At 62.8% G+C, this 18,233-nt stretch carries 15 protein-coding genes; 9 read left to right on the top strand and 6 right to left on the bottom strand.

The annotated features are described in order from the left end of the window. Positions 1–168: 168 nt before the first annotated feature. A complete protein-coding gene (locus tag ABE456_RS13105) occupies positions 169–642 on the bottom strand; it encodes a transcriptional regulator (protein WP_346644294.1) in 474 nt (157 codons plus the stop codon). A 46-nt stretch (positions 643–688) separates the two neighbouring features. After that, the gene (locus ABE456_RS13100; RefSeq protein WP_346644293.1) at positions 689–1,042 is read right to left on the bottom strand and encodes a type II toxin-antitoxin system HigB family toxin; all 354 of its coding nucleotides are present in this window, start codon (positions 1,040–1,042) and stop codon (positions 689–691) included. A 177-nt stretch (positions 1,043–1,219) separates the two neighbouring features. Here ABE456_RS13100 and ABE456_RS13095 point away from each other — a divergent pair, with 177 nt between their 5' ends. Beyond that, the gene (locus ABE456_RS13095) at positions 1,220–1,426 is read left to right on the top strand and encodes a DUF3079 domain-containing protein (RefSeq protein ID WP_346644292.1); all 207 of its coding nucleotides are present in this window, start codon (positions 1,220–1,222) and stop codon (positions 1,424–1,426) included. A gap of 271 nt (positions 1,427–1,697) precedes the next feature. Here ABE456_RS13095 and ABE456_RS13090 read toward each other — a convergent pair whose 3' ends face one another. Next, positions 1,698–3,986, bottom strand: a complete 2,289-nt coding sequence (locus ABE456_RS13090) for a TonB-dependent siderophore receptor (RefSeq protein ID WP_346644297.1) — start codon at positions 3,984–3,986, stop codon at positions 1,698–1,700. A 150-nt stretch (positions 3,987–4,136) separates the two neighbouring features. On the opposite strand from ABE456_RS13090, the gene ABE456_RS13085 reads away from it, so the two are divergent. The 3 genes from ABE456_RS13085 to ABE456_RS13075 all read left to right on the top strand — a co-directional run bounded on the left by ABE456_RS13085 (position 4,137) and on the right by ABE456_RS13075 (position 8,039). After that, entirely contained in the window at positions 4,137–4,859 is a 723-nt protein-coding gene (locus ABE456_RS13085; RefSeq protein ID WP_346644291.1) for a response regulator, read from the top strand. A gap of 1 nt (position 4,860) precedes the next feature. Then, positions 4,861–6,228, top strand: a complete 1,368-nt coding sequence (locus ABE456_RS13080; protein ID WP_346644290.1) for an ATP-binding protein — start codon at positions 4,861–4,863, stop codon at positions 6,226–6,228. 149 nt (positions 6,229–6,377) lie between these two features. Then, positions 6,378–8,039: an FMN-binding glutamate synthase family protein gene (locus tag ABE456_RS13075; RefSeq protein ID WP_346644289.1), complete on the top strand. Its 1,662-nt coding sequence runs from the start codon at positions 6,378–6,380 to the stop codon at positions 8,037–8,039. Between the two features lie 126 nt (positions 8,040–8,165). On the opposite strand, the gene ABE456_RS13070 is transcribed toward ABE456_RS13075, so the two are convergent. Beyond that, entirely contained in the window at positions 8,166–9,485 is a 1,320-nt protein-coding gene (locus ABE456_RS13070; RefSeq protein ID WP_346644288.1) for an OprD family porin, read from the bottom strand. Positions 9,486–9,956: 471 nt separating this feature from the next. Here ABE456_RS13070 and ABE456_RS13065 point away from each other — a divergent pair, with 471 nt between their 5' ends. Next, positions 9,957–12,035: a TonB-dependent siderophore receptor gene (locus ABE456_RS13065; protein ID WP_346644287.1), complete on the top strand. Its 2,079-nt coding sequence runs from the start codon at positions 9,957–9,959 to the stop codon at positions 12,033–12,035. 116 nt (positions 12,036–12,151) lie between these two features. On the opposite strand, the gene ABE456_RS13060 is transcribed toward ABE456_RS13065, so the two are convergent. Both ABE456_RS13060 and aguA read right to left on the bottom strand, forming a co-directional pair. Beyond that, positions 12,152–12,349: a hypothetical protein gene (locus tag ABE456_RS13060; protein WP_346644286.1), complete on the bottom strand. Its 198-nt coding sequence runs from the start codon at positions 12,347–12,349 to the stop codon at positions 12,152–12,154. A gap of 184 nt (positions 12,350–12,533) precedes the next feature. Then, positions 12,534–13,640 (bottom strand): agmatine deiminase, encoded by a 1,107-nt coding sequence (gene aguA / locus ABE456_RS13055; RefSeq protein WP_346644285.1) that lies wholly within the window; start codon positions 13,638–13,640, stop codon positions 12,534–12,536. A gap of 278 nt (positions 13,641–13,918) precedes the next feature. Here aguA and rfbC point away from each other — a divergent pair, with 278 nt between their 5' ends. Genes rfbC through ABE456_RS13035 form a run of 4 tightly spaced genes read left to right on the top strand, consistent with a single transcriptional unit; the run spans position 13,919 to position 18,179 of the window. Beyond that, complete coding sequence (rfbC, locus tag ABE456_RS13050) at positions 13,919–14,464, top strand: dTDP-4-dehydrorhamnose 3,5-epimerase (protein ID WP_346644284.1); 546 nt, start codon at positions 13,919–13,921, stop codon at positions 14,462–14,464. Between the two features lie 42 nt (positions 14,465–14,506). Then, complete coding sequence (locus tag ABE456_RS13045) at positions 14,507–16,321, top strand: ATP-binding protein (protein WP_346644283.1); 1,815 nt, start codon at positions 14,507–14,509, stop codon at positions 16,319–16,321. After that, the gene (locus ABE456_RS13040) at positions 16,318–17,724 is read left to right on the top strand and encodes a sigma-54 dependent transcriptional regulator (RefSeq protein WP_346644282.1); all 1,407 of its coding nucleotides are present in this window, start codon (positions 16,318–16,320) and stop codon (positions 17,722–17,724) included. Before ABE456_RS13045 ends, ABE456_RS13040 begins: the two co-directional genes overlap by 4 nt. Then, the gene (locus ABE456_RS13035; RefSeq protein WP_346644281.1) at positions 17,724–18,179 is read left to right on the top strand and encodes a YiiD C-terminal domain-containing protein; all 456 of its coding nucleotides are present in this window, start codon (positions 17,724–17,726) and stop codon (positions 18,177–18,179) included. The genes ABE456_RS13040 and ABE456_RS13035 overlap by 1 nt, the downstream gene beginning before the upstream one ends. Positions 18,180–18,233: the final 54 nt, after the last annotated feature.

Below are 18,233 nucleotides of genomic sequence, written 5' to 3'. Positions count from 1 at the left end.
GGATGTTTCTGGATCACCGTCCAAGGCCAGGAAGGCCAAGGACGGTGAAGATTTCCAAAACCCGGTATCCGGTGGATCGTAAGGCTGCTCCGCTTAAGTGAACAGCATTACACCGAAAGGTGGGCCTTTTTTGCTCTCATTACGACAGCACCACCGGCCCTGCCAGTTTCAAACCACCCCATGCATAAAGAACTCAACCGGTACGCTGAAAAACTCAGCAAATCCCTTTATCTGGGCAACTGTCATCTTCCGCTTGTTATTCAAAATCTCTGAAACGGCGCTCTGGGTCGCTATCGCAGCAAGGTCCTTCTGCTTCACGCCTCTGTCCGCCAGCAAAAAGGCCAGCGCTTCAGCCTGACTGGCGAAGGGGACCAACACCGCCTCACTCTCGTACTCGTAGACACGATCAGCGACCATCTCCGCAAAGCGTGCCGCTGCGTGGCCTTCGCTGTCGGCATGAGCGTAGAGCTCATCGAGCAATGCCATGCGCGCCTGGAGCTCTACATCATCCTTGATCGGGTCATGGCAGGCGGCCAGAAGCTGGGCCATGGTTGCCATCTGGGCGTTCAGGCCATCCAGCATGGGTGAAATATTAGCGATGAAGGCATCTAGTCCATTGGCTTCGATTTTATCCCGCTTCATGGTTGTCACCTGTCGAATCGGTAGGTTTTGGGCAAGTGCCAGGCTGCTACCTGACATCGCTCTTGCACCACTTGTCGTACTCCGCGTGCGACAGAATGGCCTTGATATAGAGTGTGCCCGTTCGTGTGTTGAGCCATGCGATCAGACGGCATTCGTTTTTCTTGATATCAAATACATAGACATCAAGCGGCCCTTTTCGGCTGGTGGGCCTGAGTTTTGAACAAGGAATGCGGTCAACGTTCCAGCCAGAGGCGGTAGACCACGTATCCCTTAGCTGCTCAAAAGACTCGAAGCGCAACGTCGCCCTGTCAAAGGTCGTGAGCCACAGGCTCAGGGGGGCTTTCCACTGGGCGTGAGCTTCGATGGCTTTGGTAACCGCCGCTTTCGTTATCACTCGCATCGTGTTGTCTCGGCGTACCAAGGTGCCTACAAATTATTCCGGATCCAGATATCTGTCAAGCAGATATCTGGATCCGGAATACATGCCCTGCTATGGTCCGCCGAGATATTGATGTCGATCAAGCTGAATAGCGAGCCGAGGTATAGGTTGGGGACATAGTCGTGAGGGAAGCTGACCATGGCCAAGAATTTCCCCACCAACCCCAGCCACCCCGAGCGCATCTGCTGGGGATGCGACCTGTACTGCCCGGCCAAGTCATTGGCCTGTGGCAATGGGGCGAGTCGGACCATGCACCCGGTGGAACTGTTTGGTGAGGACTGGGACAGTTTCGAGGACCGGCTGGAGAAGCCGATTGAGCCAGGCCGAGCGGCTGAGCCCAAGTGAAAGGGGGCCGCTTTGCGCGGCCCCTTGTAGGAGCGGCTTTAGCCGCGAACACCGGCAAGGCCGGTGCCATTCACCGTGTCGCCTGCTTCGCGGGTAAACCCGCTCCTACAGGGACAGCGCAGGCCTTGAGCTTGCGCGATGCCTGGAGCGGCCTTGTGTCGCGATTGGGCTGCACAGCAGCCCCGGCATTTTCTGCATTTGCGCTGATATCCGGGGGCCGCTGCGCGGCCCATCGCGACGCAAGGCCGCTCCTACACTTGACCGCGCCCGGTTAGAACGCGGTGCTGACCGTCAGCGACAGGTTGCGCGGGTCGCCGTAGATTGCCCCGGCATAGAACCCGTACTGGGTGTAGTAGTGCTTGTCGAACAGGTTGTTGGCATTGACGCTGACGCTGGTGTCGTCGGTCAGCTGGTACTTGGCCATGGCATTCCAGATGGCATAACCGGACCAGTTCACGTCAGTGGCACCATTGCTCACGCCATTGGTGGGCTGGCCGGCGGGGCTGGAAATGGCGCGGATGTTGGTCTGCGCAGTCACGCCAGCACCCAGGGTCAGGCGATCGAGCGGGCCGCTCAGGCGGTAGGTGGTCGAGGCCTTGAACAGGTGCGACGGGTCGCTGCGGCCGTCGCTGTCGACGCGACGGAAGTGCAGGTAGGTATAGCCGGCGTACACGTTCCAGTTGGGGGTCAGGGCGCCGGCGACTTCCAGGTCGATACCGTCGGTTTCCTGGCCAGAGCCGGCCTTGTAGGCGTTGCCACCCGTTGGTGTGGTCAGGTCGCCGTCGAGCACGGCCTTGTTTTCCTGCTTGGTGCGGAAGTACGCCGCCGAGGCGTTCAGGCGGCCGTCGAACCACTCACCCTTGATGCCAGTCTCGTAACTTTGCCCGCGAATCGGCTCAACCTTGCTGCCGCTGCTAGTTTCAGATGTTTGCGGGGTGAAGATGTCGGTGTAGCTGGCATACAGCGAGTAGTTGTCGTTGAGGTCGTACACCGCGCCAAAGTATGGGGTGACGATGCCATTCTCTTCCTGGCTGGTACGTGCTCCGGCCACGCTGCGGGTGGTGGTCGAATAGTTGCTGGTGCGCACGCCGACGATCACCGACAGCGGGTCGGTAATGCTCAGGCGGGTGGCGGCGTACATGCCCTGCAGGCGGGTAGTGGTCTTGGTATGGCGGCCGGTGCGCGAGGCGATGATGGCGTAGTCGTCATCCACGCCATTGTGCCAGTTGGTTAGCGGGAAGCCGTTGTTGGCGCGGAACTGGCACCCCAGCGCAGGCGCGCTGGCCATGCCGTCGCCGACCATGGTGCAGGTGTATTCCGGCGACCAGCCCACGGTACGGCTGTCGTTGTAGCCAACCATCGCCTGGTGGCTGCGGCCAAACAACTGGAACGGGCCGGACAGGTCAATCTGCGCCGACTGCTGGGTGGTGTCGCTGGAGCTGTGCAGGCCGTTGAGCACGGCGCCGCTGCCGTCCTGGTCCCAGTAGCCGCCATAGCTGCCGCGCCCTGCCGAGTTGACCTTGGCCAGGCCGCGGTGGTTGAGGGCTTCGGTAGTGGCCTGTGCGGCTTTCAGGTCCAGGGCCCAGTCGTTGTCGAAGCGGTGCTCCAACGAGCCAAATGCAGTACGCGTGGTGTACTCGCCAAAACTCCAGCTGGGTACCACGTTGGTGCTGCGCGGCAGGTCGGTCTTGCTGCCATCGCGGTACCACAGCGGGATGTTCGCACCCCAGCCGCCACCAACCACCTTGTTGTACTCGTACTGGTAGCCGGCACCGAGGGTGGTGGCGTCGTCCAGATCGAACTCGAAATTGGCCAGCGCGGCGCGGGAGCGCTCGGACTGGTTGTCGCGGAACGAGTTGGCGTCCTGCTGGGTCATCACCAAGCGCGAGCGCAGGCGGCCATCCTCGGACAGCGGCAGGTTCAGGTCAGCGCCCAGGCGGCGCTTGTCCCAGCTGCCGTAGGTGGCGTAGGCACTGCCGCCAAAGGTTTTGCCCGGTGCCTTGCGGATCAGGTTGACCGTGGCCGAAGGGTCGCCGGTGCCGCCCAGCAGGCCGTTGGCGCCGCGCACGATATCGATGCGCTCGTACAGGTCCATGTTCAGCGCGTTGCCGCTGCCGCCGAAATCGGAGCCGCCCTGGGTTTGCAGGCCATCGACCTTCCAGTTGCTGATCGAGTAGCCACGGGCACGGTAGTCGGTACGCCCGCCCACCTCGGACTTGTTGGCCGTTACGCCCGGCGTGGTTTGCAGCGCCTGCTCAATGGTGTGGATGTCGCGATCATCCATCTGCTGGCGGGTGATGGTAGTGACCGACTGCGGCGTCTGCCGCGGCGTCAGGTCCAGGCCGGTGGAGCTGCGGGTGCTTTCGACCGTGTAGCCCAGCTGGCCGGCATCGTCGGCTGGCAGCAGGGCGCTGTCTTCGATCTGCGTGGCGTCCAGCTCCAGGGGTTTACCGTCGGCGGCCAGGGCGCCACCACTGATGGCGACGGCAACGAAGAAGGCCAGCGGGTTGAGGCCATTGCCGCCTCGGCTGATGGGGGTGAAGGCTTTCGGGGTGCGCATGAGGTTCATTTGGGAAGACTTCGTATTTGCAGATGATTTTTTGTTAGGATTCTAGGGATCGGCCCTCCGGGCTCCAGACCCGACATGTACGGGGATGTAATTGAACGTAACGAGCGCCACCGGCCCTCACCGAACAGGTGTTTTTTCTGCATGAGCACGACCCTGCTGGTTGTCGACGATGACGACGAGATCCGCGAACTTCTTTGTGATTACCTGACCGATGCTGGCTACACCGTGCTGGCAGCTGCCGACGGCGAGCAGATGCGCGAACAGCTGGTCCGGCACAAAGTGGACCTGGTGGTACTCGACCTGATGCTGCCTGGCGAAGACGGCCTGAGCCTGTGCCGCCATCTACAAACCACGCCTGGCCTGGCAGTGATCATGCTATCGGCCAAGGGCAGCACACTGGACCGCATCATCGGCCTGGAAGTGGGTGCCGACGACTATCTGGCCAAGCCTTTCGAGCCACGCGAACTGATTGCCCGGATCAAAGCCGTGCTACGCCGCCCACAACGCCTGGACACACCCGCCGAGTCACCTGCGCCGGCGGATGCCCTGTTGTTCGCCGGTTTCCGCCTGGAGCAGGCCAAGCGCCTGCTCACCCGCCCCGATGGCGAAACCCTGACCCTGCCGCGCTCCGACTACCGCGTACTGCGCGAACTGCTGGAGGCCAACAACCGGGTGGTGTCCCGCGACCAGCTGACCCGCAGTGCCTTCGGCCGCGACCACCTGCCCGACGACCGTTCGGTAGACATGTGCGTCAGCCGCCTGCGCCAGCACCTGCGCCGCGCGCCGGCGGGTGCCGCGCAAATCCTCACCATTCGCAACGAAGGCTATTTGCTGAGCATCGCCGACAACCAGGCCGAAGCCTGACATGCGCTGGCTTCGCCGGCTGTGGCCGCGCACCTTGTTTGGCCAGCTGCTGCTGATCATGGTAAGTGGCACGCTGGTGATCCAGTTGATGTCGAGCAGCATCTGGTTTGATGTGCGTTTCGCCCAGGTGCTTGAGGCGCCCATCCGGCTGATCGCCGCGCGCAGTGCACCGCTGATTGCCCAGGCCGCCTGCCACGCCGGCACGCTGCAGGCGCCAGCCCACTACCAGCTACGTTGCGCCGAAACCCTGCCCACGCCGGAGCATGACGAACGCCGTGGGCGCAGGCGTGTCGAGCTGTTGCTGCAACAGGCCCTGAAGTACGAACTGGGGCATGCCCAGGACGTGCGCCTGATGAAGGTGCAGCTTACGGATGAACAGGGCCGGCCAATCGTCTGGCGCAGCCTGTTCGGCTTGCGTACAGCCCAGGCACATATCCAGTTCGCGGTGCCGTTGGCCGAAGGCCACTGGTTGACCATCGATGGCCAGGAACTGCAGGGCTGGAGCGGCGAGTCGGCCTGGGTGCTGATCAGCGACTACCTGCTGCGGGTGTATGCGCTGCGCATTGTCGCGGTATTGCTGGTGTGCCTGATTGCCGTGCGCTTGTGCCTGCGCCCATTGCGGCGCCTGGCCGATGCCGCGCGCGGCCTGGGCGGCAATCTGGCGCAGCCGCCATTGGCGCTGGATGGCCCAGAGGAAGTGCGCCAGGCCGCCCAGGCGTTCAACGCCATGCAGCAGCGGCTGATTGCCATGGTCAACGACAAGGCCTACTTTCTCGCCGCCGTTTCCCACGACCTGCGCACCCCACTGACCCGCATGCGCCTGCGCCTGGAGCGCCTGCCCGACGACGAGCATCGCCAGCGCTTGCGGCAGAACATCACGCAGATGGACGACATGATCGGCCAGGTACTGGACTACCTGCGTGCGGGTGAACAGCAGAATTTGCAGCAGGTAGACCTGGACCGGCTGGTGGCACGCCAGTGCGCGGACCTGGCCACTGCCGAAGAACCATTGCCGGTGCTAGGCCAGGCAGGCAGCCTGCGAGCCGATGCCCTGTTGTTGCAGCGCTGCCTGCAAAACTTGCTGGTCAATGCGCTGCGCTATGCCAAGGATGTTTCGGTCACCCTGGAACGGGCGACCACGGGGGTGTTCATCCATATCGACGACCGCGGGCCGGGGATTGCGCCGGGCTTGCTGGCAACCATTACCGACCCGTTCGTGCGTGGTGAGGGGTCGCGCAACCAGGCTTCTGGCGGGTATGGGTTGGGGTTGAGTATCGCCCAGCGGATTGCCACCAGCCATGGCGGTGAGCTGATGCTGTCGAACCGCGAAGGGGGTGGGTTGCGGGTTAGCGTGTTGTTGCCCCGTTAACGTTCCTGTGAACGCGGCCTTTTGTGGGAGCGGCCTCAAGCCATGTGTAGCACCTCACATTCAGGTAACAGTCTTTTACCGATTACCCAGGTTTTCCCCTCCCCGCCTTTGCCTATCCTATGCCCGGTCATCCTGCCTGCGATGGACCCATGAAACACTCTCTACCCAGCCGCTACGCCTGCCTCGTGCTCTGCCTTGTGTTCACCTTCGCCAGCCTGCCGCTGCTGCCCCAGCATGCCTGGCTATGGCCGCTGACGCTGATCACCGCGCTGCTCAGCCTGGTCGGCCTCAACGACCTGCGTCAAAGCCACCACGCGGTGCGCCGCAACTACCCGATCCTGGGCAACATCCGCTACCTGATCGAAACCATTCGCCCGGAAATTCGCCAGTACCTGATCGAAGGCGACGACGACAAGCTGCCGTTCTCCCGTTCGCAGCGCTCGTTAGTCTACGCCCGCGCCAAGAACGAAAGCGCCGAGAAAGCCTTCGGTACGCTCAACGATGCCTACAAGCCCGGCTTCGAGTTCATCAGCCATTCGATGCTGCCGGTCGCCACGCCAGACCCGGCATCGTTCCGCATCGCCATCGGTGGGCCTCAGTGCCGCCTGCCCTACTCGGCCTCGATCTTCAACATTTCGGCCATGAGCTTCGGCGCCCTCAGCGCCAACGCCATCGCAGCGCTCAACCGTGGTGCACGCATGGGCCGCTTTGCCCATGACACCGGCGAAGGCAGCATCAGCCCGTACCACCGCGAACACGGCGGCGACCTGATCTGGGAGATCGGCAGTGGCTACTTCGGTTGCCGCACCGAAGAGGGTCGCTTCGACCCGCAGCGCTTTGCCGAGCAAGCGCGCTCGCCGCAAGTGAAGATGATCGAGATCAAGCTCAGCCAGGGCGCCAAGCCGGGCCACGGCGGTATTCTGCCGGGGCACAAGGTAAGCCCTGAAATTGCCCAAACCCGTGGCGTACGCGTGGGTGAGGACTGCATCTCCCCGGCAGCGCACAGCGCTTTCCGCACGCCGGTCGAGTTGCTGCACTTCGTTGCCAGCCTGCGCGAACTGTCGGGCGGCAAGCCGGTGGGCTTCAAGTTCTGCCTGGGCCACCCATGGGAGTTCATGGGCATTGCCAAGGCCATGCTGGCCACCGGCATTACCCCGGACTTCATCGTGGTCGATGGCAAGGAGGGCGGCACCGGCGCCGCGCCACGCGAGTTCAGCGACAACATGGGCGTGCCGATGCGTGAAGGCTTGATGTTTGTGCACAACACCCTGGTCGGCCTGAACCTGCGCTCCAGCATCCGCATTGGCGCAGCGGGCAAGATCGTCAGTGCCTTCGACATTGCCAGCGTACTGGCCATCGGCGCTGACTGGGTCAACTCGGCACGCGGCTTCATGTTCGCCATTGGCTGCATCCAGTCACAGAGCTGCCACACCAACAAATGCCCGACCGGCGTGGCCACGCAAGACCCATTGCGCCAGCGCGCCCTGGTGGTGCCAGACAAGGCCGAGCGAGTAGCCAGCTTCCACCGCAATACGCTGCACACCCTGGCCGAGATGCTGGCCGCTGCGGGCCTTGAGCACCCTTCCGAGCTAAAGCCCAAGCACCTGGCACGACGTATCAGCCCTAGCGAAATCGGCTTGTTTTCGGACCTGCACACATTCCTCAAGCCCGGCGAGTTGCTCAGTGGCTCGATTGAAAGCGAGTTTTATGCGCGGATGTGGCGGATGGCGCGTAGCGACAGTTTTGCGCCGGAGACAGAGGCTGCACCGACAAAGGCGGCAGTACCCCGAAAAGAAGTGGAACCTGCATAGGGCCTCATCGCCGGCAAGCAAGCTCCCACAGGTACATCACAAGGCCAGAAGCCTGCGTAATTCCTGTGGGAGCGGCCTTGCGTCGCGATGGGCTGCAAAGCAGCCCCCTAGGCCTTCAGATCAGAATCAGAAGATGCTGATCGGGTACTCGACGAATACGCGGACTTCGTTGCCGTCGTCGTTGTAACCGTTCTGCTGCACGGCGTTGTTGGTACGCACGAACGAGCTACGCAGCTTGATCGACAGGTCCTTGGCCGGGCCGTCCTGCACCACGTAACGGATCTGGTTGAAGATCTCGCGCTCTTTACCTTCACCGAAGCCCTGCGGGTTGGCGACGTTGCGGGTGTTGATGTTGTCACCCACCACGTAGGCCAGCTTGTAGGTCAGGCCCGGAATGCCATAGGCACCGAAGTCCAGGCCGTAGCCCAGCTGCCAGGAGCGCTCGTCTTCGGCGTTGAAGTCGGACCAGTACGAGTTGGCCAGGTAGATGGTCGAACCACCGTCACCCACGCCGCCGGCGTTCTGGTAGAAGCCGTAGTTGTAGCCAGTGCTGCCGGTGCTGCGCTGGTGGGCGATGGTGAACGAGTGCGCACCGTACGCGTAGGTGGCTGCCAGGCTCCAGATGGTGTTGGAGTCGCCGTTCAGGCCAGCAGCTTGTACGTACTTGTCGTCGATGTCCGACTTGTAGCCGTTGAAGTCCAGGGTCAGGGACTGCTCGCTGGCGATCGGGAAGACGTAGTTCAAGCCCAGGTAGTGCTTCTTCATCACGTCTTCGTTGTCGGCGGTGTACAGCGAAGCGGTGAAGTTGTCGGTGAACTTGTAGCTACCGCCGAAGACGTTGATCGACTTCAGGCCACCACTGTCACGGCCCTCGGCGCTCTTACGCGCTTCCTGGGTGAAGCGGCCGGCGTTCAGCTCCAGGCCCGCGATCTCTTTCGAGGTCAGCAAGGTACCGGTGAAGCTTTCTGGCAGCAGGCGCGCGTCGTCGTACTGCAGCACTGGCAGTGCCGGCATCTGGTCACCGTACTTCAGCACGGTGTTGGAGATGCGGAATTTCACTGCAGCGCCACCACGGGCCAGGTTGTGCGGCGAGCTGGCGTTGCCTTCGGCGTTGGTGGTTTCGTGCGGTTTGAAGAAGTCGACGCCGCCACCACCGTTGTGGCCTTTGCCGCCATCAAGGCGCAGGGCGTACAGGCCGAATGCGTCGACGCCGACGCCGACGGTGCCCTGGGTGAAACCGGAGGAGAAGTTGCCGATGACTGCCTGGCCCCATTCGATCTGGTCGTCGGTGCCGTGCTTCTTGTCACGGTTGATGTAGGCGTTGCGCAGAAGGACGTTGGCGTGGCTGTCTTCGATGAAGCCCTTGCTGTCGGCCTGGTCATTGGCCTGTGCCTGGGTCGCGGCGATCATCGCCAGGGCGACCAGGCTGATCCTGGTTTTCAACATGTTGTTTTCCTTATTTCTTAATCAAAAACGCTCTGCAATATGACGCCAGGAACCAACGCCCCTTCGTAGGTTCGACGCTATGCGGATCCAGACTGGAAGGCCCTACCGGTAAATGCGCGGCGGCCCTTGGCAGCAGCATGGCCAAGGTCTTGGCCAGCTGGCGTTGGCCGAATCCTAGCCGTGTGCGGTTACAAATGTCAAAAAGTCGTGAAATGCAGGTTGATATAACCAAAATCAACGGTGGGTCTGGGGCATTTCCATGCATGTTTGCGCTATCGGCGGATATTTTGTCTTTTGTCCGATTTGTCATCTTGACCAACCCGACAAATCTTCCCGGGCGGCACTACACGGAAGGCGTAGTTACAAAGTGATACATATGTAAAGACAACCCTTTACAAATACCCAAGCAAAAGCAAATAGCAAGCATTACCATCCGCATCTATTTTTCACCTGCCCGGTCCGGATGTGCCCATGCTTGTACCCTGCCGCCTTTCACCCCTGACGCTTGGCTTGTCGCTGCTGTTCAGCGCCAGCCTGGCCAGTGCCGCCACCACCACCCTGCCCGAACTGTCGGTCACCGCCGACAGCGAGCGCGAAAAGGACAACCCACGGGTCAAGGAGGTGAGCACCGCCACGCGTACCTCGACGCCGGTGCGTTATGTACCGCAGGCCATCGACACGGTGAAGACCGCCAATGTGCTGGATTACGGCAGCAACACCCTGGGCAAGGCGCTGGAGGGCATCCCCAACGTCAGCAGCGGTGCCGACACCCGCTTCGACAGCGTGCGCATCCGCGGCTTCGAGGCCAGCAACGATTTCTACCTGGACGGCATTCGTGACGACAGCCAGTACATCCGCGACCTGCACAACATCGAGCGGGTCGAGGTGCTGAAGGGGCCGGCGGCGGTGCTGTACGGCCGTGGCAGCCAAGGCGGTATCGTCAACCGGGTCAGCAAGGCGCCGGAGCCTGGCCGCCGCTCGACCCTCGAGGCGCAGGCCGGCAGCGAAGACCTGCGCAGCCTGTATGCCGACCTCAGTGCCGACCCCAGCGACACCGTCAGCCTGCGCCTGAACATGGGCAACCAGGACAACAACAGCTTCCGCGACGGCATCGATGGCAGCCGCCAGTTGTTCGCCCCGTCGATCAGCTGGCAGATCAACCCCGACCTGAACTGGCTGGTGCAATACGAATACAGCCGCTACAACCGCACCCCGGACCGGGGCATCCCCGGGGTCAACGGCCGCCCAGCCGACGTCAGCCGCAGCACTACCTACGGCGACAGCCACCGCGACTATATCGACGACCGCGCGCAGTCACTGCGTTCGCGCCTGAACTACCAGCTGAACGAAACCTGGCAGCTGCGCCATACCCTGGGCCTGTTCAAACTCGACAGCGAGTTCGACAACACCTACGTCACAGCCTACAACGCCAGCACCAATACCTTGACCCGTCAGCGCTGGCAGCAAGACCTGAACACCCGCAACCTGTTCAACAACCTGGAGGCCGAAGGCGACTTCGACACCCTGGGCCTGGAGCACAAGCTGCTGGTGGGCCTGGAGTTTGGCAACCAGAAGCGTGACCCGGTGCTGTACAGCGCTGGTAACCAGACTTTGCCGGGCCTGAGCCAACCCGGCCGCGACCAGCAGCACCCGGGCAAACTGACGCTGTCGAGTGACAACCACACCGTGGTCGATAGCCGTGGCCTTTACCTGCAGGACCAGATCCGCCTTAACGATCAATGGCAGATCCTTGCCGGTGTCCGCTTCGACCAGTTCGAAGTGGAAACCACCAACAAGGACAACCTGACCGAACCGCAGGACAGCAACAGCACCAGCCCACGCCTGGGTGTGGTCTACACACCGTGGCGTGACCATTCGTTCTATGCCTCGTGGAGCAAAACCTTCTCGCCGGTTGGTGGTGGCCTGATCGGCATCACCCCGGGCGCACCGGGCAACACCAATGAAACCAAGCCAGAGGAAACCCGGCAGAAGGAAATCGGGGTGAAGAGCGACTGGCTCGACCAGCGCCTGACCACCACCCTCGCCATCTATGAGCTGGAGCTGTACAACCGCCGTACGCGCGACCCGAACGACCCGACAATCACCGTGCTCAGCGGCTTGCAGCGTTCGCGTGGCATTGAGCTGACGGCCACCGGCAACATCGTTGGCAACTGGTATGTACGCGGCGGCATCGGCTTGCAGGATGCAACCATCGTCAAGGACAACAACGGCCAGGAAGGCAACCGCATCAATGACGTGGCCAAGCGCAACGGCAGCCTGTTCGTTACCTGGAAGCCAGAGCTTGGCTGGTACGCCGAAACCGGCCTGACGCTGGTGGGGGAGCGTTACGCGGACAACCAGAACACCACGGTGTTGCCGGGGTATGGCCGTTGGGATGCGCTGGCGGGGTACCGTACGCATGACTGGGATGTGCGGGCAGCGTTGAGCAACATTGCCGACAAGACCTACTACAGCTCGGCGACCAGTGCGGCGCAGATCCAGGTAGGGGACCCGCGTAGCCTGGTGGTGACAGGCAGTTACAGTTTCTGATCTTCGTTGCCTGTGCCGGCCTCTTCGCGGCTAAAGCCGCTCCTACAGGGACTCCACACATACCTGTAGGAGCGGGTTCACCCGCGAAGAGGCCGGTACAGGTGAAACAAGTTCGATCAGTGCCACACCGCCATCAACGCCTGCATCTCTGCTTCGCTGATTAGCCCTTGGGGGTAGCGTCCGGCAAGCAGACGTCGTGGGTCGGTCGTCCTGACCCTGATGCTTCCATGGTGTTTCAACCACGCCGCAACAAGCCTGAGCGATGGATGATTCACTGCCGATGGGCGCAAAGCCGACTCACTTGCTGCGTTCATTTCTACACGTACTCCCTAGCCCGTGAGCGGCAAATTTACGTAAGTATTGTTACAGAACCGAGAGCGCGGCCTGGCCGAGCTATCTACTTGAAAAACAATACAAAACATATGCCATCATTGGCTGCCGGATGTCGCCCGAAAAAAAGGCCCGTCACATGACGGGCCTTGTTCATCTTGCAGGCATTCAGCGTTTGACCGGCGCCGGCTGCTGCTGGGTCAGGCAGTGGATGTTGCCACCACCCAGCAACAACTCGCGGCCTGGGATCATCACCACCTCGTGGTCGGGGAAGATCTTCGCCAGGATCGCTCTGGCTTCGGCATCTGCCGGGTCGTCGAAGCTTGGCGCAATGATGCCGCCGTTGACGATCAGGAAGTTAACGTACGAGCCAGCCAGGCGCACCGACGGGTCGCGCTCCTGGCTGCCGGCCACCTGATCGACACCGGCACACTCTTCGGCGGTGGCGAACAATGGGCCCGGGATCGGCATCTTGTGCACGATGAACTCACGGCCCTTGGCGTCACGGGTGTTCTTCAACACCTCCATGGCTGCATGGCAACGCGCATAGTTGGGGTCGTTGGAATCATCGGTCCAGGCCAGTAACACTTCACCCGGGCGCACGTAACAGCAGAAGTTGTCGACGTGGCCGTCGGTTTCATCGTTGTACAGGCCATCCGGCAGCCACACCACGGTATCGACCGCCAGCTGGTCGCGCAGCACCGCTTCGATCTGCTCGCGGTTCAGGTGCGGGTTGCGGTTGCGGTTGAGCAGGCATTCCTCAGTGGTGATCACGGTGCCTTCACCGTCGACGTGGATCGAGCCGCCCTCAAGGACGAAACCTTCGGTGTGGTAGCGCTGGCAGCGCTCCATTTCCAGGACCTTGGCCGCCAGCTCCTCGTCGCGGTTCCACGGCGCGTACAGGCCGCCATCGAAGCCGCCCCAGGCATTGAAGCCCCAGTCCACGCCCCGCACTTCACCCTGGTCGTTGATGACGAAGGTCGGGCCGGTGTCGCGTACCCAGGCGTCGTCGTTGCTGATCTCGACCACGCGAATGTTCGGCTGGTCGAGCTGGCGCCGGGCGTTTTCGTACTGGCCAGCAGAGGCTGCAACGGTAACCGGCTCGAAACGGGCAATGGCCTTGGCCAGGGTCACATGGGCAGCCTGCGCCGGCTTGCCGCCCAGGCGCCAGTTGTCTGGGCGCTCCGGCCAGACCATCCATACCTGGGTTTGCGCGGCCCACTCGGCAGGCATGTGGAAACCATCGGCACGGGGCGTGGAGTTGAGGGTTTTCATGGGTGACCTCTGTGATGGCCCTGAGCGGGAGTGTGCTGGGGCGTTTGTCATTTTATAACCGATATATGTCGGCATTTAAAGCCCGTCAATCGGGGAAACCTTGCGATTTTCTCACAATAAAATCGATAACAATCGAATAACTAAAGCCCTTGTCTGGTGCCAAGAACGGTCTGGCGTCTACCATAGCCACACCTTATGCATCCTGTTACAGCTCCACGCGGAATTTTCCTGCAGGGCCGACTAGGGTCATTACTTGAGCAACAGGCTAGCGAGCCGCTATGAACATCATCCCTACCGCAATCCCTGAAGTACTGATCATCGAGCCGAAGGTTTTCGGTGACAGCCGTGGTTTTTTCTTCGAGGCATTCAATGCGCGTGAGTTCGCGCGGCAAACCGGCGTGAAGGCCGAGTTCGTCCAGGACAACCACTCGCGTTCCATCAAGGGTGTGCTGCGTGGGCTGCACTATCAGGTGGTAAACACCCAGGGCAAGCTGGTGCGCGTGATACAGGGCGAAATCCGCGATATCGCTGTAGATGTACGCAAAAGCTCGCCAACGTTCGGCCAGTGGGTCGCGGTGCACCTGTCGGCCGACAACCATCGCCAGCTGTGGGTGCCACCCGGTTTCGCCCATGGCTTTGCGGTGATGAGCGAATCGGCCGAGTTCCTCTACAAGACCACCGACTACTACAACCCTGGCGCCGACCGCTGTATCCGCTGGGACGACCCGCAACTGGCCATCGACTGGGGGCTGCAGCAGCCACCGGTGCTGTCGGACAAGGACAAGATCGGCCTGCCGCTGGCAGAGGCGGAACTGCTGCCTTAACTAGCGCATAATTGCGTCAGACTTTTCTGGCGCATTTACGTGATGATTGCAAAACCCACGCCCCCACGCCGTCCCCGCTGGCGCAGCCTGGCCCTGTTGGCACTGTGCCTGGCCCCGTTACTGTGGCCCCTGCATCACTTGGCCGAACGCTACTACCAGCAGGAGCTGGCCTCGCAGAACCGTCAAACCCTCGACCTGTACGTCGCCAACCTGCTCGGCACCCTGCACCGCTACGAGACCTTGCCGCAGATCCTCGGCGACCTGCCCGCGCTGCGTGGCGTGCTGGCCGACCCGTTTCGCCTGGAAGCGGTGACCAACGCCAACCGCCTGCTCAAGGACATCGTCCAGCAGACCGGTGCCGAGGTGATGTACCTGATGGACGTCAGCGGCAACACCCTGGCCGCCTCCAACTGGGACAAGCACGACAGCTTCGTCGGGCGCAATTTCGCCTTCCGCCCCTACTTCAACGAAGCCATGGCCGGCCATCTGGGGCGCTTCTTCGGCCAGGGCACCACCTCGGCCAAGCGCGGCTACTTCTTTGCCGCCGCCGTGCACGACCGCGAGCGGATCGTCGGAGTGCTGGTGGTCAAAGTCGACCTCGACCACACCGAAACCCTGTGGGGGAGTACCCCCGAACAGCTGCTGCTGACCGATCACAATGGCGTGGTCATCCTCACCTCGCGCCCGGACTGGCGCTTCCGTGCCACCCGTGTACTGACCGAGGCCGAACGCCAGGCGATCATCGCCATCCAGCCCTATCCGACCCAGGCCCCGCAACCGCTGCTGCTCAACCCGGATGCCTGGCTCACCCAGACCCGCGACATCAAGGAAACCGGCTGGCAGGTCAGCATCCTCGCCCCGCGCATTTTGGTCGACCGCTCGGTACAGACGGTGATGGCCATCGGCGCCGGCACCTTGCTGGTGCTGATGCTGCTGGCCGGCCTGGTGATGCAGCGGCGCCGCCACTACATCGATCGCATCGACTTCGAGGCGCGTGGCCGCCAGGAGCTGGAAAAGCGCGTGGCCGAACGCACCGCCGACCTCGAAGGCCTGAACACCCGCCTAAAGCACGCCGTGCTGGAGCGCGAGAATGCCCAGCAGGAGGCGGTGCGTGCCCAGGACGAACTGGTGCAGGCCGGCAAGCTGTCGGTGCTCGGCACCATGTCGGCCAGCATCAGCCACGAGCTCAACCAGCCATTGGCAGCCATCCGCAGCTATGCGGAAAACGCCGAGATCCTGCTTGATCATCAGCGCACCGAAGACGCCCGCGGCAACCTCAAGCTGATCGGCGAGCTGACCGGGCGCATGGCCTCGATCATCGCCCACCTGCGCGCCTTCGCCCGCCGTGATCGCCACGCCCCGGAGAGCGTAGCCCTGCAACCAGCCCTGGACGATGCCCTGGCGCTGCTGGCCAAGCGCCGCCGGGCAATGGCCGTGGAGCTGATCCGCGACCTGCCGGAAGCCACCTTGTGGGTACAGGCCGGCGAAACCCGCCTGCGTCAGGTGCTGGGCAACCTGCTGGCCAATGCCCTCGACGCCCTGACTGAAAAAGCCAACCCGCGCCGCCTGTGGCTAAGTGCCGAGCAACGCGATGACTGCGTCTACCTGTACATCCGCGACAACGGCCCGGGCTTCAGCCGCCAGGCCCTTGAGCACGCCAAGGAGCCGTTTTTCACCACCAAGACCCGCACCCAGGGCTTGGGCCTGGGGCTGGCCATCTGCGAAAGCCTGATGCGCGCCCTGGGCGGTGAACTGCTGCTGGCCAACCACCCGGAAGGTGGCGCCCTGCTGACCCTGCAGCTGCGTGTGGCCGCGCCTGGCGCTACTTTGCCCAATTCGGAGGACCCCTCGGCATGACCACCGAGACACTGATCGACAGCCGAGCCCAGGTCATCCTGGTGGACGATGACCCGCACCTGCGCCAAGCCCTGAGCCAGACCCTGGACCTGGCCGGCCTCAAGGTGGTCGCCCTGGCCGACGCCCAAGGCCTGGCCGAACGCATCGAGGCCGACTGGCCCGGCGTGGTAGTCAGCGACATCCGCATGCCCGGTATCGATGGCCTGCAACTGTTGGAGCAACTGCATGCACGCGACAGCGAGCTGCCGGTGCTTCTGATCACCGGCCACGGCGATGTGCCACTGGCGGTGCAAGCGATGCGTGCCGGGGCTTATGACTTCCTGGAAAAACCCTTTGCCACCGACGCCCTGCTCGACAGCGTACGCCGCGCCCTGGCCCTGCGCCGCCTGGTGCTGGACAACCGCAGCCTGCGCCTGGCCCTGAGCGACCGCCAGCAGCTGGCCACCCGCCTGGTTGGCCAGTCCCCGGCCATGCAGCGCCTGCGCGAGCAGATCGGCGCCCTGGCTGGCACCCGCGCCGACGTGCTGATCCTGGGTGAGACCGGGGCCGGTAAAGAAGTAGTGGCCCGTGCCCTGCATGACCTGTCCAGCCGCCGCGACGGGCCGTTCGTGGCGATCAACGCCGGTGCACTGGCCGAGTCGGTGGTCGAAAGCGAGCTGTTTGGCCATGAACCCGGCGCGTTCACCGGCGCGCAAAAGCGCCGCATCGGCAAGTTCGAGTTCGCCAACGGTGGCACGCTGTTCCTCGACGAGATAGAGAGCATGAGCCTGGACGTACAGGTGAAACTGCTGCGCATGCTGCAGGAGCGGGTGGTCGAACGCTTGGGCGGCAACCAGCTGATCCCGCTGGATATCCGCATCATTGCCGCGACCAAGGAAGACCTGCGCCAGTCCGCCGACCAAGGGCGCTTCCGCGCCGACCTGTACTACCGCCTGAACGTGGCGCCGCTGCGTATTCCGCCGTTGCGCGAACGCGGCGACGACATCCTGGTGCTGTTCCAGCACTTCGCCGACGCCGCCAGCCAGCGCCACGGCCTGCCGCCGCACGCCCTGCAGCCAGCCCAACGGGCCCTGCTGCTGCGCCACGACTGGCCAGGTAATGTACGCGAGCTGCAGAACGCCGCCGAGCGCTTCGCCCTCGGCCTGGAGCTGGCCCTGGACGGCCAGGTGCCACCGGCGGCGGCACCTGCAGCGCCAATGCTGAGCGGCAACCTCAGCGAACAGGTCGAGCAGTTCGAACGCTCGCTGATCGCTGCCGAGCTGGCCCAGCCACACAGTTCCATGCGCAGCCTGGCCGAAGCGCTAGGTATCCCCCGCAAGACCCTGCACGACAAGCTGCGCAAGCACGGCTTGAGTTTCGACGGCGGTAGCGGCGGGCATGATGACCAAGAGGACAACCGTTGATGAGCACCGATAGCCAGTACCTGCAGTCCGTACTGCACAGCGACATCCCCCTGACCCGGGAAATGGGCCTGGAAGTGGTCGACTGGCAGCAGCACACCTTGCGCCTGCAACTGCCACTGGCGGCCAACGTCAACCACAAGAGCACCATGTTCGGTGGCAGCTTGTACTGCGCTGCGGTGCTGGTGGGTTGGGGCTGGCTGCACCTGCGCCTGCGCGAGTTGGGGATTGATGACGGGCATATCGTCATCCAGGAAGGGCAGATCAGTTATCCGCTGCCAGTTACCGGGGCAGCGGTGGCCCGCTGTGCGGCGCCGGACGAGAAAACCTGGGAGCGGTTCCTGACCATGTACCAGCGCCGTGGGCGGGCGCGGTTAACGTTGGAGACCACGGTGAGCAATGCCGGGAGTGACGAGCCGGCTGTGAAGTTCAGCGGCCAGTACGTCCTGCACCGCTGACACGCAGCAACCACTGTGGTGTATGGCACCGGCTCCGCCGGTGTTCGCGGCTAA

This window comes from Pseudomonas sp. TWI929, from assembly GCF_039673335.1.
GTDB lineage: Bacteria > Pseudomonadota > Gammaproteobacteria > Pseudomonadales > Pseudomonadaceae > Aquipseudomonas.
The sequence above is the reverse complement of the archived record's forward strand: the minus strand, read 5'-3'. Positions and strand labels throughout refer to the sequence as shown.

Excerpts from the sequence above, each read along its gene's own strand:
- ABE456_RS13035 (WP_346644281.1), top strand. The coding sequence starts at position 17,724 with ATGAGCACCGATAGCCAGTACCTGCAGTCCGTACTGCACAGCGACATC.
- ABE456_RS13085 (WP_346644291.1), top strand. The coding sequence starts at position 4,137 with ATGAGCACGACCCTGCTGGTTGTCGACGATGACGACGAGATCCGCGAA.
- ABE456_RS13040 (WP_346644282.1), top strand. The coding sequence starts at position 16,318 with ATGACCACCGAGACACTGATCGACAGCCGAGCCCAGGTCATCCTGGTG.
- ABE456_RS13075 (WP_346644289.1), top strand. The coding sequence starts at position 6,378 with ATGAAACACTCTCTACCCAGCCGCTACGCCTGCCTCGTGCTCTGCCTT.
- ABE456_RS13065 (WP_346644287.1), top strand. The coding sequence starts at position 9,957 with ATGCTTGTACCCTGCCGCCTTTCACCCCTGACGCTTGGCTTGTCGCTG.
- ABE456_RS13080 (WP_346644290.1), top strand. The coding sequence starts at position 4,861 with ATGCGCTGGCTTCGCCGGCTGTGGCCGCGCACCTTGTTTGGCCAGCTG.
- ABE456_RS13095 (WP_346644292.1), top strand. The coding sequence starts at position 1,220 with ATGGCCAAGAATTTCCCCACCAACCCCAGCCACCCCGAGCGCATCTGC.
- ABE456_RS13060 (WP_346644286.1), bottom strand. The coding sequence starts at position 12,349 with ATGAACGCAGCAAGTGAGTCGGCTTTGCGCCCATCGGCAGTGAATCAT.
- ABE456_RS13070 (WP_346644288.1), bottom strand. The coding sequence starts at position 9,485 with ATGTTGAAAACCAGGATCAGCCTGGTCGCCCTGGCGATGATCGCCGCG.
- ABE456_RS13090 (WP_346644297.1), bottom strand. The coding sequence starts at position 3,986 with ATGCGCACCCCGAAAGCCTTCACCCCCATCAGCCGAGGCGGCAATGGC.
- rfbC (WP_346644284.1), top strand. The coding sequence starts at position 13,919 with ATGAACATCATCCCTACCGCAATCCCTGAAGTACTGATCATCGAGCCG.
- ABE456_RS13105 (WP_346644294.1), bottom strand. The coding sequence starts at position 642 with ATGAAGCGGGATAAAATCGAAGCCAATGGACTAGATGCCTTCATCGCT.
- aguA (WP_346644285.1), bottom strand. The coding sequence starts at position 13,640 with ATGAAAACCCTCAACTCCACGCCCCGTGCCGATGGTTTCCACATGCCT.
- ABE456_RS13045 (WP_346644283.1), top strand. The coding sequence starts at position 14,507 with ATGATTGCAAAACCCACGCCCCCACGCCGTCCCCGCTGGCGCAGCCTG.
- ABE456_RS13100 (WP_346644293.1), bottom strand. The coding sequence starts at position 1,042 with ATGCGAGTGATAACGAAAGCGGCGGTTACCAAAGCCATCGAAGCTCAC.